Raw genomic sequence first — 16527 nt, forward strand, 5'->3', positions numbered from 1 at the left:
TGCACTATGGCGCTAGAGGAACGCGCAATCCGCTCTAGGTTAACCTATCGCGCCGGGCCGCTGATTGGCAGGGGCAGCTTCGGGGCGGCGAAGGCGCTCATCAGGTCGAATGGGGTCATTCGGGCGGCGGCCGGTCCGTAGAGGAGATCGGCGTCGGGGATTGCCATCCAGCAGAGCGGGGCGGTGCTCGTGCCGAAGAAGCGCACCTGGCTGTCGAAGCTGATGATGGGCGTAGGCGTCTGGGCCATGGCCGCGACCTGGCTCATCATGTTGACGCCGGCGAGGGTCTCGAAGAATTCACCGAAGGTGGCCGGGCGCGGATAGTCGACGAGCTTGATCTCGGCGCTGGGCGGAATGTTGGCGAATTCTCGTGCCGCGGTGATGGCATCGTCGAGGCCGCCGAGGCGATCGACGAGGCCGACCTCCAGGGCCTGGCGGCCGGTGTAGATGCGTCCCTCGGCGAGCTTGCGCACTTCGTTCTTGGGCATCTTGCGGCCGTCGGCGACGCGATCGAGAAAGACTTCGTAGAAGTCGAGGATGTACTTCTGGAGGAAGTCGCGATCTTCGGGCAGCATGCCGCGGAAGCCGGCGCCGAAGAGGGCGCGGGCGCCGCGGGTCATCTCGTGGACGTTGATGTCACTGCGATTGAGGGCCGAGGCCTGGTTGGCGAGAATGGCCAGGACGCCGATGGAGCCGGTGATGGTCGTCGGCTCGGAGTAGATCAACCTGCCCGGGCAGGCGATGTAGTAACCGCCGGAGCCTGCGACGGTGCCCATGCTGACGACGAGGGGCTTCTCCTCGTCGAGCTGCTTGAGCTTCTTCCAGATGATGTCGGAGGCGTAGCCGCTGCCGCCGGGGCTGTCGATTCGCAGGACGACGGCCTTGATGGTCTTGTTCTTGCGGATTTCCTCGATGGTTTTGACGAAGTCGTCGCGCATGATGAGCATCGACGAGTAGCCGGCGCCGAGGCTCATGTCGACGATGGGTCCGCGGGCATTGAGGACGGCGATCTTGGGGCCGACTTCCTTGTACTTCTCCTGGGCCTTTTCGATTTCCTTGCCCCAGGCGCTGAGCAGGTCCTGAAGCGAGGTGACGTTTGAGAAGACTGAGTCGTATTCGGCGACCTTCTTGAACTTGAGCTTCTTGGCGACGCGCTCGGCGAAATCGTCGTAGTAGGCGATGGTGTCAACGAGGCCGCGATTTTTGGCCTCTTCGGCGTTGAAGAGGGCGATGTCGATGGCGTCCTTCACCTTTTGGGGCTCCATCTTGCGGCCTTCGGCGATGATGTTGACATAGTCGCCGTACCAACCGTCGAGGATCTCGCCGAATTCCTGTTTGAAATACTTGTTCGGTTCGCGCTGGTTCATGAAGCCGGGGTACTTGAAGCGACCGGCGGTGATGACGTCGTATTCGACGCCCATCATCTGGTAGTAGCCGCGCATGAAACCGAAGACGCGGCCGAGGCCGGGGATGGCCAGCGAGCCGGTGGGGGCGGCGCCGATCTCATCGGCTTCGCAGGCGAGGAGGTAGCTCATGGGATCGCCGCCGCTTAGATAGGCGATGACCTTCTTGCCCTCGCTGCGCATGCGGCTGACGGCGGCGCGCAGCTCCTCGACGTCGGGCAGGGCGAGGTTGACGCCGTCGAGATTGAGAAGGACGGCGCCGACTTCGTCGTCGTCGCGCCACTTGTCAAACTGATCGGCGAGCTCGCGCACGGTGCGGGTCTTGCCGGGCAGGGGGATGTTGAGCATTTTCGCGGCGATGAGGTTCTGATCGATCTTGACCTCGATCAGCTTCTTGATGGGGCTTTTCTTTTCCTTCCTGGGCTTCTTCTTGTCGGCGGAGTCGGTTGCATCGTCCGCATCGTCGTCGTCGGACGTCTTCTTCGACTCGGCCTTGGACGACTTCTTGTCCTTGTCGTCGCCGCCGCGATCCCAGGCCCGAGCCTGCGGGGGGAACATGCCGACCACGGAAAGTGCAAACAGTGCCGCAAAAGATGCCATTAGATTTCGTCGCATGACCACACTCCTCTATCCTGAAACACGCTTCGTGCTACCTTCATCGTCGGCGGCCGGTGAATCATCGAACCGCCAGTTCATCCTCGTTTTTCTCTTCGCGATCGGCGTCACCATCTTTGGCGACGCGGTGAATCTTTCCGTCCTGGTCGATGTAGATCGTCGCGTATTCGACGAATTCATCGGGGCGGAACTTGAGTTTCCACTCGGTCTCGGCCCAGTCGATTTCGTAGAGGTCGTCGTCGATTTCATCGTCGTCGTCGGTGATATCCCGGGTTTCTTTCTTGCTGGTGGTGAAGACGGAGACAATGCCGGCGACGATTCCGCTGTCTTTGGGGCGGAGCGTCAACAGGTTGGGATGGGACGAGAAATCCACGTAGCCGTCGAGCTCGGCGACGGTGGCGGGCCAGCGTCCGTAATCTTTCTTGAATAGTTTGGCGTGATGATAGAGGACGCGCAGGTTGCGGCAGGCGGACTGCTCGCGCGCGGCTTCCGAGGTGTAGCTGGCCGTGGCGGACAGCGATGCGATGGTGACGCCGGGGACGTAGGCGGCGCCGATGGGAATCGGGCCGGTATGGCGGACGTCGAGGCCGGCGTACTCGATTTTGACGTTGATGGTGGAGTCGCAAAGTGCGTCGCCCAGTTTTTCGGCGGTGGGGGCGGACTCAGTGACCTGGACCGTCGCCGCGAGAACGGTGATATACGGCTGGACCCATTCGTAGACCTTGCGCCAGTTGATGACGAGTTGCCAGTGGGCGTTTTTCGAGTCGGGAATCTGGATGTTGTCCTTCGACTTGCGGCGCAGCGACTGCCACCTCTTGATGGCGTCCTCGGGCTGGGTCGACGTTTCGGCGATGATCAGGCGGTGGCGGTCGTCTTCATCCTGCGGGGATTCAAAGAAGACGACGGTTCGGAAGGTCGCCAGGGAAAAGCCGCCTCCGCCATCGGCGGCGCTGTCTTTCCAGAAGTACACGTCATCGCCGATCTTGTCTTCGTGCCATGCGGGGGGGCGGTCGTCTTCTTTGCGATCTTTGGTGTCGTCTTCGATGGCTTCGCGGATGTCGTCTCTGATTCGCTCGGTGCGACGTGCGTAGAACTGATAATAGACATCGGGGATGGGGAAGAAGCCGGTACCCGGTAAGGCGGCGAAGGCCATTTCACCATCGGCTCGGCTGCCGATGGTTCCGTTTTCGAGGCCGGCGATGGTATCGGCGAGGCCGTCGGCCATGGCGACGTGAACGGCCCCGGCCAGGTAGGCGTTTTTCGGGAATGTGAAGGATGCGTTCGTCTTTTTGAGAATCTGCTTGATACCGAGGCCCAGGAGGGGGTTCCAGCGCACGTTGAATCGCTCGCTCCACTGACCGTCGTCGGTGAGTTTTCCGCCGTAGCGGATGTCGCTGACCATGGAGAAGCCGGCGAGAAGGGACTGGCTCTTTTCGTCTTCCTTGCCGGCGTCCATGTTGAGGCGGCAATAGACGAGCATGCTGCTTTTGGTGGGGGGGCGCCTGTTGCCGGACTTGTCGAGCTTTTCGCCGAACAGTTTTGAGGGCGTCTCCAGCTTGGCATCGGAGACGATCAGGCTGCCGCGCTCGGCGGACTTGACGACCGCGAGGATCACGTCGGGCGTTTCGAGCTTGTAGGTTCCGTCGTCCTGCTTGTTGAGGGAGATTTCCGAGAGGAGCTTTTTCGCCTTTTCATCCTCGAGCATTTCACGGAGGCGGTCGCAGGTGTCTTCCAGGGTCCAGTCGAGCTTCACGGCCCATCGCGGGCGGCCGTCGCGATCCATGGTGAAGGTCATCACGCCGATGGCGGTATCGGGCCAGTCGGCGACGCGCGAGAGCAGGCTGAGCACCGATTCAAAATCAAAGTCGTCGTCCGACTCCTTTTCGGTTCGCGGCAGCATTCCGGAGAAGGCCTTGACGAGCGTGCCGGTGCGGGATGATTTTGCCCCTTCGACCAGGCTCGTCACGGAAGGAATGAACACCTCGACCTGGGGGACGTTGGACTTGTCTTCTTCCTTGTCCTTGGCCTTTGACTTGCCCTTGTCTTTCTTATCCGCGGGGCTTGTCGTGGCGAGCTTCTTTTTTGAAGGCTTCTCATCCTGCTCGTCGGAGGACGGCTTTTCGGATTCGTGGTCGCGATCGTCGTCGTCGGCTTGAGACTTCGCTTCGGTGTCCGATTCCTCGGCGGTTGATTCTTCGGGTTCGTCCGCGGCTTCGTCGTCGGCCTCGTCCGAATTGTTCGCATCGTCCGAATCGTCGGCGTCGTCCGCATCATCGGGCGGTGAGTGAACCGGGCTGCTCATGTGCGTGGTGAGAACTGGGCGAGCCGCCATCGCGTCATGCCCGCCGAATCCAATTGGACCGGCGATGACGAACACGAAGATGAGAAGAATCAAAAACCGCCGGGACAAAATGGACATCGGCGACCCTCCACCAGATCGAATCCCCGAGACAAGCGTCGATCGGTTGCCCTTGTCGTGCCCGAAAGGGCCGTCATATCATATCAGATATCAACAGGGACACGACTGCATTCGCGGGAAATCGCCCGATTCATCACTCTCTTCGGCCATTTGGGGCCGTCTAAAGAGCATCGCTGGGTTTAGAAACCGTCGCCCCCAATCGGCGAGGCGTCGGTTATCAGAACGCTCCGGCGGTCGCGCGTTCACGCGTTCACTTGTAAGTACGAAATCCGGCAGCCTTCGAGGGCCGACTCTTTGCGGTCCTTCGGAAGGCCCGACGATTCATCGCCGCCGGATGTTCACGATTGCGGACCCTGACGCACGTTACCCGACCTTTTATTGGTCAATCATTTCACCCCGGTTCCCGATACCCGACGTGGCCTCGACCCGGGAGCCCGATGGTGGAGATCGGGTCATTCGCCGGGCTGTCGACCAACCAAGTCAACTACTACCGTCGCCGGCACGGGGCCACGAACGATTTGTACACCTGCGACGGATGAGCGGCTCGGCATACCGGGTGTTATTGTGCCCGGGAGAGGAAGCCGACGCTGGTCTGGAAGAATTGCTCGGCGAGTTCGGGTCGGCTTGCCGGACCGCTCTCGGTGGACAGGTCGTCGAGATTGGCGCGACACATCAGGCATCGCACCGTGTCGAGGTGAAACCGGGTATATGACTGCCAGGGCTCTTCGAGGACGCCGAGCAAGTGCGAGCCGATGGTCCCGCGTTTGAGGCAGGAGAGCCGGCGCTGCCGCCAGACTTTGGCGATGGTCTCTTCGCCGGAGAGCTGGGCGTCGTCGAGCAGGCCGCGATCGTCGGCATCGAGTTCTGCGAGGAACTCCTGCAATCTGCCGAGTGCCCTGAACTTGACACCGGCGATGGCCTTTTCGTCGCGGCCGAGTAACTCGGCGACCTCTTTGTTGCGCAGGCCGACGTAGAAGATGGACTCGATGACCTGCAAGTCTTCGAGCTTGCCGCGGTCGCGCAGCTCCTCGATCAAACGGCGCAGGATGGTGGCCAGGACGTCGGCCTGACGGGCGGCGCGTTCGCGGCCGGCGGCGACGCTGCTGGGTGTTTCGGAGTCTTCGGATTCGATCATGCCGGGCGAATCATCGTCGATGTCGAAGCCGGCGGTGTATTCCGAGCGGCGCTGCTTGCGGGTGAGGATCTCACCGATCTTGTAGCGGAGAATGGCGAAGAGGTAAGTTTCGAGGGAGCGAGAGGCGTCGTAGTGCTTGAGACTGGTGACGAAGCCGAGCAGCGTCTCCTGGACGGCATCTTCGGCCTCGCCGACTTCGCGGAGGCGCGTGCGGGCGAAGGCCAGCAGGCGGCCCTGGTAGCGGTCGATGAGCTGCTGCCATGCCCGCTCGTCACCTTTGCGTACCGCTTCGACCAGGAAATGGTCGGCATCGTTGGCCTGAACCAAAAACTCCCACCTTCCCTGAAAAGGGAACGAATCCACATGGCGCGGCCGATCGGCGTTGCCAAAGAGCCCCAGTATACCGGTTCACGGACTTGTGTCAGCCGTGGAGCATCCGCGGGGCCCGGCGTCATGGATGGATTGAATAACGAAGTCAGCGGGGCCAACCTCACGCGACGCCGACGACCGGACCGCCGGAGGGTACTTCGCGGCCGCTGAGCAGACCGCAGAGATCGCCGATTTCCTCGTTTAGCGCGTGGAGCTGCTTCTGGACGGGTTCGTTGAAGCTGGCGTCCATGTCGAGGAAGCAGGTGATGCGGTAGCCGCCGGTGTCGAGTTCGTATGCGGCGACGTTGAACTTGACCTTCCACTGGCGGATGTCGGAGCTGTAGAACTGGGCCGGCCAGGTGCCGCGCTCGAAGGACCAGAGCAGTTCGCCCTTGGAGACGAGCTTGTAGCCGAAGACGCTCATGTGGCGTTCGATGAGTCGCGGAAGACTGGCGTTGGGATCAATTTCGAAGACGCGGCGCAGGGGCAGGGCGAGCTTGTTTTTTTTCTCCATCTTGTTTTTCCTCGGTCGTCCGGCGGCGTATCCGCTGGTCCAGAGTGCGACTGAAGCAAGGATGGTCATGATCGCGACTGGCGGGATGACGCTTTCGGCATCTCCGCCGCTGAGGACGGCGGCGAAGAACGCCATCAGGACGCAGCCCGAGCCGAAGGCGCCGTAGGCGAGTCGCTTGAGGCGCTGGGACTTGTAAGCGCGCTTCTGTACTTCGTCGTCTTCTGCGTCGAGGAACTTAGGCTTGTAGGGTGCGACAGGGACAAACCAGACGAAGAGGCTGCCGATGGCGCCCAGCAGGACGCCGGCCAAGGCCAGCGGCATGAACTCATTGTCGATGTGCATCATGCCCATGGTGATGCCGGAGCAGGCGGAGACGGCGGCGCCGCCGAAGAAGATCGCGGGTCGAAAGACGCCTCTCCAAAGGCCGCGTTTGTAGCCCGACCAGGAGCGCGTGAACATGAAGAGGAACACGGCCATGGCCGTTGTGCCGAAGATGGAGAAGAGGCCGAGTTCGCGGTCGGCACCGAACTTGTCTCTAGTAAAGATGATGGTGGAATCCATCATGTTGGGCGTGGCGTAGAGGATGATTCCGCTGACGAGGGCGAAAGCGGAGCCCATCATCCAGAGGGCGCGGACGGCGCTGGACCGTCGCAATCGCGGATCGGTCTCGGTTTTGTCGGCCGCCAGCGTGGCGGGCGCGGGACCGGGCGACTGCGTACCGGGAAGCGGCGGCGGCGTACTGTCAGATCGACGGGCCACGCCCCGACTGAAGCCGGGCGGCTCGACTGCGACGGCCATCGGATCGGGTGCTTCGTCAAAGCTGGGCTGATTCCCCTCGTCGTCGTCGCTGCGCGTCTTTGGAACGACGGCGCCGGGTTTCAAGGGCCAGAGGCTGCCGATGGCCTGCACGACGAGGGAGGCGGCAGCGACGATGACGCCGGTCTTGAAGGCCTGGCCGTCGAGAAATATTCCGCCGGCGATGAAGCCGGCAAGGCCGATGGAGAAGGCCGAGCCGAGCGACATCTTGCCTTGGCGACCGTCAAAGAGTCTTCCCGCCCAGTCGCCGAAGATCATGCAGAGGATGAGGGGGCCGGCCCAATCCGACGGGCCGAGCATTCTGACGGTTCGATAGATCGTCTCGCCGGCTTTGTTCGTATCTTTCACCATGGTCGTGATGTGGCTGCTCAGTTCGCTCGTTCCAACGAGTCCGACCGCGGCGATGGCGGCGATGAGGAGACGGGGTACCCAGACGCCGGCGACTTTCAATTTCTCATAGCTCAGCCAACTTCCGACCAGGACGCCCTGCACGATGCTGGCGATGTTCAGGAAGACGACGCCGGCGAGCAGGCCCTTGTGGGGCGTGTTTCCGGCGATGATGCTGACGCCGAAGGAGATGCCGACCGCCAGGATCATGGCGATGACGGCGCGGGCGCCGTGGCCGCCGGGGGCATGACCCGCCTGGTTGAGTTGCAGCGCCAGTGTCGAGTTATCGATGCGCCCGGCCATGCGGCCCATGCCGCGGCCGATGCGATTGTGGACGCGTTCGAATCTTCCCGGCGGGCCCATTCGCGCCGGATGAATGGCGACGGGCGGTGTGTTTCGGCCGACGTTGCTGCTGCCGGCGCCTGTGAGGGTCGCTGCGCCGGGGTAGTCGGCGGCGCGGCGCAGATTCATCTCGGCCGTGGCCTTTGCCGCGGCGGTGGACAGGCTGCCCGGCTCGAACGAGGCGACGGACTGATCAAGCGAGGCGACGGAGAAGATCTCCGAGACCATTTCCTGGACCGTCTGGTAGCGGTCGTTCGGATCCTTGGCCAGTGCCTTGCGGATGACATGGGGAAACGGCTCGGGCAGTTCGTCCACCTCGGGCTGGGCGGTCAGGTGTTTCATGAGCACTTCGCCCATGGTCGCGCCGGCGAACGGCACCCGGCCGAGAAGCATCTCGTAGAGCATGACGCCGAGGGCGTAGATGTCGATGGTGCGGTCGTAGTTTCCGCTGCCGACCTCGGGGGCCATGTAGTGAACGGTGCCGACCGACATGGTCTGGCCGCTGTGCTGGCTGGTGGCCATCAGCTTGGCGAGACCGTAGTCGCCGATCTTCACGTAGCCGTCTTCGTAGAAGATGTTTCCCGGCTTCAGGTCGCGGTGGACGATGCCGCGGTCGTGCAGATAGGCGAGGCCTTTGGCGATCTCGCGGAGGAAGTATGCGGCCTTTTGCGCACCGAGTCCGGCGGCCTCGGCGTTCATCAGGTCGCGCAGCGAGGGCCCGGTGACGAATTCCATGATGACGAAGTGATCGCCGTGCTCGTTTTGTTTGACGTCGTGGAGTCCGACGAGGTAGGGGCTCTTGAGGTTGAGGCAGTGGGCGACGCCGCGCAGCTCGACGGAGGGATTCTCGCGCAGGTACTTGAGGGCGACTTCCTTGCCGCCGTCGCTGAGGGCGTAGTAGACCTCGCCGAAGCCTCCGCGGCCGACGCCGCGCTGGATGGTGTAGCCATCCAGCGGCCGGTCACCTTGATTGAATTGAAACGCCATCGCATTCGCCCTTCGTCAAGCGACTCAGACTAACCAATTACCCGACCGACGCCGGCGGCGCGATCAAGTCCGGATACTGACAGACGCAAGTCTCCAATGTTCGTCAACACACCGAGCGGCAGGTGGACCGGCGCACCGTCCGGCCCCATGGGCTTGGCCATCATCTGGCCCGCGCGCTCCATGAGGACGAACCCGCCGAGACTGGGTCGCAGTTGAATATGACACTCCTTGGTGCTGCCCATGAGGATGGGGCCGTTCCATAGTATGACGCGGCGGCAATCGCCGCTGGTGCGGACGCCTTCACCGAGATCGAGGGCGGCGGCCATGCTCTTGAGGCTGGGCCGCCGAAAGGTGAGGCGCACGCGGCTGCCGAGGCGGATTCGATCTCCGTCCTGGAGCAGTGCATGTTCGACGGCTTTGCCGGCGAGCTCGACGCCCTTGGATGAGACGATGAAGTAGTCTTCGCCGGCGCGGATGAGTTCGGCGTGGCGGTCGGACAAGTCGCTGATGAGTTCGAGGTCGGCATGTCCCGAGCCGGCGCGTCCGACTGCGATGCGATCGCCTCGGAGAAGGAGAAAGCTGCCGACGCCGTCGATTCGAAAGACGATGCGACTGGGAAGAACGCCGCATAAAGGTGAATCAGGCTCTGAAGGAATCGGCGGCGGGCCTTTCCTCGCCGGCGTGACGGGCCGCGAGACGGTGTCGTCGGAGACGCCGGCCTGTGTCATGACGTTGGCCGGGACGTTGTTTTCGGAGAGCAGTCCCAGCGGACCTTCGAGCAGCGCCTTGCGATGTTCGGTGAGAGCGTCGAGCCGGTCGCGGACGTCGGCCAGCCAGTCGGCCCGGGGACCGACGCGGGTCAATCTTCCCATGAGGACGCCTGCTTTGGTGAAGTGATCGTCTGCCAATGCCCTGGCGGCTGCCTCGACAAGCCTGAGGGCTTCGTCCAGGTCGATGCGGTCGCTGCGCGATCGGCCGAGGTCGGCGAGTTCAGCGATGCGTTGTCGGGCGCGACGCAGGCGACCGGCCTGGTATTCCTTTGTTGCTTCGTCGATGACGCGGTCGAGGATCATCGATTCCGCGTCGGCGAGGCCGGGGAGATTGGCGTGCAAGGCGCGGGCAGTGCGAAACTGCTGGACGGCTGTTGAGAGGTTTCCATCTTTGAGGGCGGGCCGGACCGCGGCCAGCGCCGCCTCGGCTCTTTCGACCTGTCCGTGAATCGCCTGCGACAGGGCGCCGATCTCGCTGTTCTCAACGGGGGCGCGGGCCCGGGCATCGGCTGCGGCGTCGATGCTGCCGGCGGCGAGGTGACGGCGCGCGTCGTTGATGACGGCCTGCTGGCGATCGGCTACGGCCGCGTTATGGCCACGGGCGTCAAGGGCCCGATTGCGCCATTCGGCGACCTTGCGGCCGTCCATTCCACATTCGCCGGCGCGGTCGAAGTCGGCGAGGGCGTCTTCAAACTTCCGGGCGAGGAGGCGGTCCTGGCCGCGGAGCATGAGGGCCTCGGCGAGTCGCCCGAGGAGCTGGGAGGCCTTCTTGTCCCGTTGAAGCTGGTGGACCGAAACGAGCTGGCAGGCGTCGTCGAGCCGGCCCTGGGAAAGGGCGTCCTCGGCGCTTTTCAGATGGGCTGGTGATGATCTTCCAAACATCGGTCCACTCCCGCGACTCAGCGGCCTGGCTTGTTGTGCGAATTGTATCTCAAGTCTGATTCTGCGTTTAGGCGGAGTTCCGGTGAGGGGTTTCCTGCGATGGGCCATGTGGATTTCGCTCGCCGAAAAATGCCGCGACTCGTCAGATTCACAGTCATCCAGAGGCACTCCCACATGGCGGTTTTCGGGCCTATCCCGTTCCGCTCATGGGTATTGGCCTTCCGGCGTTGAATATTCCCGATTGCGGGCCGGTGGGGGGCATTCCGCTAACCTCGCGGGGCAGGGCGTGTCTAGTGCATGAAGCAACGCGGTCCGAAGGGCGACCGCGAGAACAGGAGAAGACTCCCATGAAGCGCAAACTGACACGACTGGCAATGATGTTCGGACTGGTTCTGGCCCTGGTACCGACGATGGGGTCGGACGGCTGTGACCGCCGAGGTGGTTACGGCTATTCCGGGTTCGACTTCGGATTCGACTATCTCCCGTCGTTCGGCGGGTTCGACTTCTTCAACTCGGGGTACGAGGAGAGCTATTACTACGAAGACAGCTACTACGATGACGGGTATTACTACGACGACGGGTACTATGACGACGGGTATTACTATGGGGATGGCTACTACGACGACTTCTGGAAGAAGAAGGGCGCAGGAAAGCCACGCAAGTAACCCGGTCGGCCGCCGAATCCAATAGCACATTCACACTGACAAAGCGTTGACGAAGGCCGCGGATTGCCGGAAGGCGGTTCGCGGTTCTTCATTTTGAGCATGGGTCGCTTGTCGAAGGGGCGGATTTCACCTATCGTTCAGTATCTTTCACGGGTGAAAATTGCTCATCCGTCGGGGAGCCACGCCGTGCTGGATCGGTCTCTTAACATCATTTCGGAAGTGAAGCATCACTGCGGACTCTTCGGGGTCTTCGGGAGAGCCGACGCGGCCGAACTCGCCTATCTCGGTATTTACGCCCAGCAGCATCGCGGCCAGGAGGCGGCGGGTATCTGTTCCGTTCGCGCCGGGCGCCTGCATCGACATGCGGCCATGGGCCTGGTGACGCAGGTCTTCGACGAAAAGCGCATGGCCGAGGTCCGGGGTGATTCGGCGATCGGCCACGTTCGCTATTCGACGACCGGCTCTTGCAGCGTCGCAAACTGCCAGCCGCTTCTGGTGCAGTACGGCGGCGGTCAGGTCGCGGTCGCGCACAATGGAAATCTGATCAACGCGGCGCAACTGCGACTCGAACGCGAGGCGCAGGGGGCGATTTTTCAGACGACCAGCGACACCGAGGTGATCGTCCATCTGCTGGCCAGCCCGCAATTCGCAGAGACGCCCGATCCGCTGGCCGCCGTGTTGAGCACGCTCAAGGGGGCCTTTTGTCTGCTCTTTATTTACCCCGATCGCATCGAGGCGGCGCGCGATCCGTTCGGGCTGCGGCCATTGTGCATCGGTCAGCTCGAGGACGGATGCTATGTCGTCGCCAGCGAGACGAGCGCTCTGGATATCGTCGATGCCGAATACGTCCGCGACGTGGCGCCCGGGGAGATCGTGACGCTCTCGAAGGACGGCCTGAGTTCGCGCATGTTCGTTGCATCCGGCAGCAATCGCCGGGCGCACTGCATCTTCGAGCAGGTTTATTTCGCCGATCCTTCGAGCAACGTATTCGGTCAGAACGTGCACGAGTTTCGCGTCGCGCTGGGGCGGCAGTTGGCGCGTGAAGCGCCGACCGACGCCGATCTGGTGATTCCCGTTCCGAACTGTGCGCGATGCGCGGCGATCGGCTACAGCGAGGAGAGCGGGCTTCCGCGGGAGCGCGGTTTTACGACCAGTCATTACAGCGGTCGCAGCTTCATTATGCCGACGCAGCCGCAGCGCGATCTGGCGGTGAAGATGAAGCTCAATGTGATTCGCCCGGCGGTCAGGGACAAACGATTGATCGTGGTGGAAGACTCGGTGGTGCGCGGGACGACGACGCGCGGAAAGATGGGGGCGCTGCGGAAGGCGGGGGCGAAAGAGATTCATCTGCGCGTGGCGAGCCCGCCGATCCGGCATCCGTGCTACTTCGGCATCGACTTCCCCGATCAGAACCAGCTCATCGCAACCGGCAGGAGCGTCGAGCAGATCCGCGAGTATCTGGAGGTCGATTCTCTGGCGTACCTTTCGCTGGAGGGCATGCTCAAGTGCGGGGCGCAGGTGCCGGGTGACTATTGCACCGCGTGCTTCTCTGGGAAATACCCGATGCCGGTGAGCGAGCCGCTCGACAAGTTCGGTTTCGAGCGCCGGCCGGAGAAGGCCCGACACTGAGTATTCCACGGCGGGCAGGGGCGCCGGCCGCTACGTCGAGCGATGATTTAACTTTCCGTGATTGATGCGAGCTGGGACTGCTTTGCGGCGTGGCCGAGGGCGGCCTCGCGAATGATCTGATCGTGGGGAATCTTCGCGCGCTTCAATTGGCAAAGCTGCCTTCGCTGCGCCTTGGCGTATGAGAGGGAAAAGTTTCCGTTTGGATCTTCCTGCAATACGACCGAGGCGTCGCCCTTGGTGAGGAGGTCGATGATGCGGGCGATTGATTCGGCGTGGTAGCTTTCCACCAAAGCGCTATCGAGCGAGAACCTCGACAATCGTTCCCAGAAATCGACGCTCCGTCGCCAGGCGTCCTCGGAGGCCAGGAGGTTCATACGCTTGAAGAGAAACCGATTCGTCCGAAAGGAAAGCAGGGTCCGCTGAAGCTGCTCACGCAGGAGATGTTCCGGCTCAGGGTAACACCCGCAGAGCGATCGACGCAGTTGCCGCCAATAGGGTGTGTCGATTCTCGCGTCGGCGCGAATTTCCCAATACAAATGGCCAAAGGAAACGGTCGATCTGCTGACGGCCATCTGGAGGGGCAGGAACTTGTTATGGGCGACGGTGTCGGCGGCGAGATGGCTCAGATAGCCATAGGCGAAGGCCTTGCCCTGGTCCGACTCGGCATTTGTCAGGAGCGAAAACCCGGTCGACCAGCGGTGGCAGACCTGCTTGACCTGGCTCAACTTCTTGGCCAGGACGGTGTCGGTGGCGACGTTGCCGTAGACGAAGAACCTGCGATGACGCGCGATGAGGGCGGCGATGCCCGCCGGCAGGAGGGCAAGGTGAGACAGGACGTCCGACGCAAGCTTAACGTGGGTCGCGGGCCCCCAGGCCAGGGCGTCGGAGGTGACGACTAAGATGACAAGAGCCGCAAGAATCACAACGGCTCGGAAGTTGGTGGTTTTCACGGCGATCCCTTCCTGGGATGCTGACAGCCGCATTTGGCGGGCTGTCTGATGTCCTGCGCGATTGTAGCTGCCCCGGATGGCCGATTGCAATTCCACGCTTTCGAATTGATCGGCCCGCGGGCGACGGAACTTGCGGCACTGGAGCCGATCGCCGCGCACCGATAAAACACGGTTATGCCCGATCTCGGCCAGCACGTTGTATTCGCCCCTCAGAGCTACGCCTCGATTCCCCGTCGAATCATAGCGGCCGCCATCGACGTCGCCCTTTTGCTTTGCGTCCTTACCGGCGCGGGGGTCGTACTTCAGGCCCAATACGTGCCCAATGAGGTCATTGTGATGCCGCGTTCGGCGGAGAAGCAGCGGCTGATCAACAAATATATGAGGCCCGTCCAGTTACCTACGGTTGTCGGCTGGTTTTTGTTCTGTGGGGCGTACCACGTTGTTCCGCGGCGGCTTGGCGTCGGCACGCTCGGTTATCTCGTCGCCGGCGTCCGTATCGTTGACGGGTTCGGGCATGCGCCGGGGTGGAAACAGCTTTTTAAGCGATTTGTTCTTGGCGTGCCGTTTGTCGGATTTTTCGGCATGGCGTATTTGACGTGCGCACAGAACCCGCGTCGACAGGCGTTTCACGATCGGTGGAGCGGGACGTGGGTCGTGCGCCGGTCGGCCGTGTCCGAGGGACCGGCGAAGCCGGCGTATCAGACGAAGCTGCTGGGCCCGGTGCTGCTGACTTATCTTGATCTTGAACCGCTGGAGGGCGGCGGCGGCTGAGCGTCGGCGGCTAGGGATAGAACCTTCCCATCATGCGCGGGAAGGGGATGGTCTCGCGGATGTGCCCAGAGGCCGCAGAGCCAGGCGAGGGTTCGTTCGACGCCGAGGCCGCCGTGGGAAGTGGCGCATTGCATCGAACGTCATGGATCCAACAACAGTCATGTCGTGCTCGGACTCAGCACAAACCGCACACCTTGAAGCCTCAGCAACGCGTACGGCGTCATGCTCTTGACGCCGACGCCAGCGCACGCGTCCGGCACCTTGATCTTCTTCTTGCTTGGTGTCGTTGCCGGCTTCTCCAGCGTAACGACAGTGTGGGCGCCCGCGAGCGCTTGCGCAATCAGAAACGAGTCCGCCACGTCGAGGAACTCGTTGTACGCAGCGGCGTGAAAGCCGGATGTCAATGCCCAATGGCTCACCCGCTGAAAGGCGTCGCTAAAGGTGGCGTCAGGTCGGAGAAAGAAGCCATTGGGAAGAGTGGCTGCCCAGGCGCTCAGGTCATCCTGCTGCGCGCCAAGTTCGTCGGCCACGCGCTCAATCGAGCGGATAGTACTGGCGTTGGCCTCGCGCATGAGCCATTCCCAATAACCCGGGCAAAAATCCAAGCCGTAGAAGCGACGTTTTGCCTCGATGAATACCCCGGTATCGAGCAGATAGGCCATTAGACCGGCCCCCCGCTCAGGTACTTGGCCATGCCGAGGCGCTCGCCGAGCGTTTCCAGCGTGCGGACGTTGCGACAGCCCAGTAGGCGGAATGCCTCCGTGAAGGTTGACCGACCCTCCCAAGTGCTGGCGATTACGGCTGTAGCGAATCGCGTGCTGAGGCGGAACCTCGCCGTAGCATAGTAGTTCCCGCCAGTGCCGCCTTCACCGGACTCTTCCCGAGCAGCTATCAGCGCGCTCAGTCGTGCAGATTCTCTGCGATAGGCGCGGTCGTGTTCCTCACGCGTCAGGCGTCCGGCGTCGAGCATGCGACGCAAGACGACCAGCGTACTGACCCTATAGATGTCGGCGAGACGCCCCGCTTCGCGGAACAACTCGGCGCGTGGACGCAGTGCCGCCCTGAACCCGGCGAGCGGCGCCAGCACCTCAGCGGCGACGGCGTTGCACCAGCGTTCGACCTCGAAGTGCGTGTTCGGCGAAATGGAGACGTCAGATATGCCGGATTCACCCGTCCAAATGTGTGCTAACTCGTGAATGAGCGTGAAGAGCTGGGCGGCCTTGGTGTCGGTACCGTTCACGAAGACTAGTGGCGCGAAGGGATCGACCAGCGCGAAGCCGCGAAACTCCTCAGGATCAAGTCGTCGACGGGTGTTGGCGCCGACGTAGCCGCTCACCATTACCAAGACGCCTAGTGCGTCCACTCGTTCGAGCACAATGCGAAGGGCGTCGGCGTTCGTGCGGGCGACTACGCCGAGCGGCTCAAACAAACCAAGCGCATCGCGAATGCTCGAGGCGGTACGAGCAATATCGGCACCCAATCGCACGGAATTCACGAATACGAGTGGCTCCTCGCCCATCAACTGGGCATGCTCTCGGTACCATTCCTGTCGTTGCTGGCACATGTAGATCGTGTCGAGCAGTTCGGGACTGGGCCTTGCAAAATCCGCGCCTGGCATCGTCCGAAAGTCAGGGATGGGGATCCGCTCGACCGGAGGCTCGGTTAGAAAGAAGTAACCGAAGGGTGCATGTGTCGCCTTGGCGAATTCCTCAAGCTGCTTGAGAGTAGGCTGGCTGTCGCCCCTTAGCCATTCGGCGAGCTTCGGGAATTTTGCACGGAAATCCACAAGCGAACGGCGCGAGCGCTCCATCGCCCATTTCAGGACACTTGCGCTGACACTAATGCGGACCATGGCCATCGTGCTCCCTTAGAC

General features: G+C 62.3%; 11 protein-coding genes. 3 read left to right on the plus strand and 8 right to left on the minus strand.

Features of this window, described 5'->3' with window-relative positions; all coding sequences use genetic code 11:
- Nucleotides 1-44 precede the first annotated feature (44 nt).
- The 5 genes from sppA to HS101_11475 all read right to left on the minus strand — a co-directional run bounded on the left by sppA (nucleotide 45) and on the right by HS101_11475 (nucleotide 10639).
- Nucleotides 45-2018: a signal peptide peptidase SppA gene (gene sppA, locus HS101_11455; GenBank protein MBE7506882.1), complete on the minus strand. Its 1974-nt coding sequence runs from the start codon at nucleotides 2016-2018 to the stop codon at nucleotides 45-47.
- A 61-nt stretch (nucleotides 2019-2079) separates the two neighbouring features.
- Nucleotides 2080-4437: a hypothetical protein gene (locus HS101_11460; protein MBE7506883.1), complete on the minus strand. Its 2358-nt coding sequence runs from the start codon at nucleotides 4435-4437 to the stop codon at nucleotides 2080-2082.
- Nucleotides 4438-4996: 559 nt separating this feature from the next.
- Nucleotides 4997-5899 carry a sigma-70 family RNA polymerase sigma factor gene (locus HS101_11465; GenBank protein MBE7506884.1) on the minus strand — a complete coding sequence of 301 codons (903 nt, stop codon included), beginning with the start codon at nucleotides 5897-5899 and terminating at the stop codon, nucleotides 4997-4999.
- A gap of 163 nt (nucleotides 5900-6062) precedes the next feature.
- Nucleotides 6063-8987 (minus strand): protein kinase, encoded by a 2925-nt coding sequence (locus HS101_11470; protein ID MBE7506885.1) that lies wholly within the window; start codon nucleotides 8985-8987, stop codon nucleotides 6063-6065.
- A 29-nt stretch (nucleotides 8988-9016) separates the two neighbouring features.
- Nucleotides 9017-10639, minus strand: coding sequence for a hypothetical protein (locus HS101_11475; GenBank protein MBE7506886.1), 1623 nt, complete (start codon nucleotides 10637-10639; stop codon nucleotides 9017-9019).
- Between the two features lie 347 nt (nucleotides 10640-10986).
- On the opposite strand from HS101_11475, the gene HS101_11480 reads away from it, so the two are divergent.
- A complete protein-coding gene (locus HS101_11480; protein MBE7506887.1) occupies nucleotides 10987-11304 on the plus strand; it encodes a hypothetical protein in 318 nt (105 codons plus the stop codon).
- 210 nt (nucleotides 11305-11514) lie between these two features.
- Complete coding sequence (locus tag HS101_11485; protein MBE7506888.1) at nucleotides 11515-12933, plus strand: amidophosphoribosyltransferase; 1419 nt, start codon at nucleotides 11515-11517, stop codon at nucleotides 12931-12933.
- Between the two features lie 47 nt (nucleotides 12934-12980).
- On the opposite strand, the gene HS101_11490 is transcribed toward HS101_11485, so the two are convergent.
- A complete protein-coding gene (locus tag HS101_11490) occupies nucleotides 12981-13883 on the minus strand; it encodes a zinc dependent phospholipase C family protein (protein ID MBE7506889.1) in 903 nt (300 codons plus the stop codon).
- A gap of 174 nt (nucleotides 13884-14057) precedes the next feature.
- On the opposite strand from HS101_11490, the gene HS101_11495 reads away from it, so the two are divergent.
- Nucleotides 14058-14654, plus strand: coding sequence for an RDD family protein (locus HS101_11495; protein MBE7506890.1), 597 nt, complete (start codon nucleotides 14058-14060; stop codon nucleotides 14652-14654).
- Between the two features lie 158 nt (nucleotides 14655-14812).
- Here the strand turns inward: HS101_11495 and HS101_11500 are convergent, their stop codons facing one another.
- Both HS101_11500 and HS101_11505 read right to left on the minus strand, forming a co-directional pair.
- The gene (locus tag HS101_11500; GenBank protein MBE7506891.1) at nucleotides 14813-15316 is read right to left on the minus strand and encodes a DUF4411 family protein; all 504 of its coding nucleotides are present in this window, start codon (nucleotides 15314-15316) and stop codon (nucleotides 14813-14815) included.
- Nucleotides 15316-16506 carry an ImmA/IrrE family metallo-endopeptidase gene (locus tag HS101_11505; GenBank protein ID MBE7506892.1) on the minus strand — a complete coding sequence of 397 codons (1191 nt, stop codon included), beginning with the start codon at nucleotides 16504-16506 and terminating at the stop codon, nucleotides 15316-15318. Before HS101_11505 ends, HS101_11500 begins: the two co-directional genes overlap by 1 nt.
- Nucleotides 16507-16527 lie beyond the last annotated feature (21 nt).

This window comes from Planctomycetia bacterium (assembly GCA_015075745.1).
Taxonomy (GTDB): domain Bacteria; phylum Planctomycetota; class Phycisphaerae; order UBA1845; family UTPLA1; genus UTPLA1.